The following is a 725-nucleotide window of genomic DNA, read 5'->3' on the forward strand; positions in this document are numbered from 1 at the left end:
GGCGGTAACAGGGGCGGTAACAGGGGTTCGACTCCCCTACGGGACGCCACTTCTTTTAAAGAAGTATGGGTCGTTAGCTCAGTTGGTAGAGCAGTTGACTTTTAATCAATTGGTCGCAGGTTCGAATCCTGCACGACCCACCATTCCTTCCACAAGGAATTAAAACTCAGTGGGCGATTAGCTCAGTTGGGAGAGCACCTCCCTTACAAGGAGGGGGTCACTGGTTCGAGCCCGGTATCGCCCACCATCTTTTATTTGAGAAATAAAGAAAAACCCTTTATGGGGCTATAGCTCAGCTGGGAGAGCGCCTGCCTTGCACGCAGGAGGTCTGCGGTTCGATCCCGCATAGCTCCACCACTTTCTAAATGCACTCTCGAGTGTGATTAGAAAGTGGTTTTTTTATTCTTAGGGATAATAAAACACATGCTCTTTAACAATCTGGAMAGCTGACTAGTAAATTGAATTTTTAAATTCAATTACAAATGTTTTTTATTTAACGATAAAAAACGAGTTCTCAAAACAAACACATTCAAGTGTCTTGTGTAAGAGTCCGGCGAAAACAAATCCTCTCTTTATAGAGAGAAACCTTGGTTGTTGCCATACGAAACCTCTTGGGGTTGTATGGTTAAGTGACTAAGCGTACACGGTGGATGCCTTGGCAGTCAGAGGCGATGAAGGACGTATTAACTTGCGATAAGCGTAGATTAGGCAGTAAAAGCCACTTG

General features: G+C 44.8%; 3 tRNA genes and 1 rRNA gene. All 4 read left to right on the plus strand.

The features are described from left to right. Positions 1-67: 67 nt before the first annotated feature. Positions 68-143 (plus strand) — tRNA-Lys (locus L4D76_RS28785). 28 nt (positions 144-171) lie between these two features. After that, a tRNA-Val gene (locus tag L4D76_RS28790) sits at positions 172-247 on the plus strand. 34 nt (positions 248-281) lie between these two features. After that, positions 282-357 (plus strand) — tRNA-Ala (locus L4D76_RS28795). 266 nt (positions 358-623) lie between these two features. Further along, positions 624-725, plus strand: a 23S ribosomal RNA gene (locus L4D76_RS28800); the annotation flags it as partial.

Origin of the sequence: Photobacterium sagamiensis, assembly GCF_050337085.1 — a bacterium.
Classification (GTDB): Bacteria; Pseudomonadota; Gammaproteobacteria; order Enterobacterales; family Vibrionaceae; genus Photobacterium; species Photobacterium sagamiensis.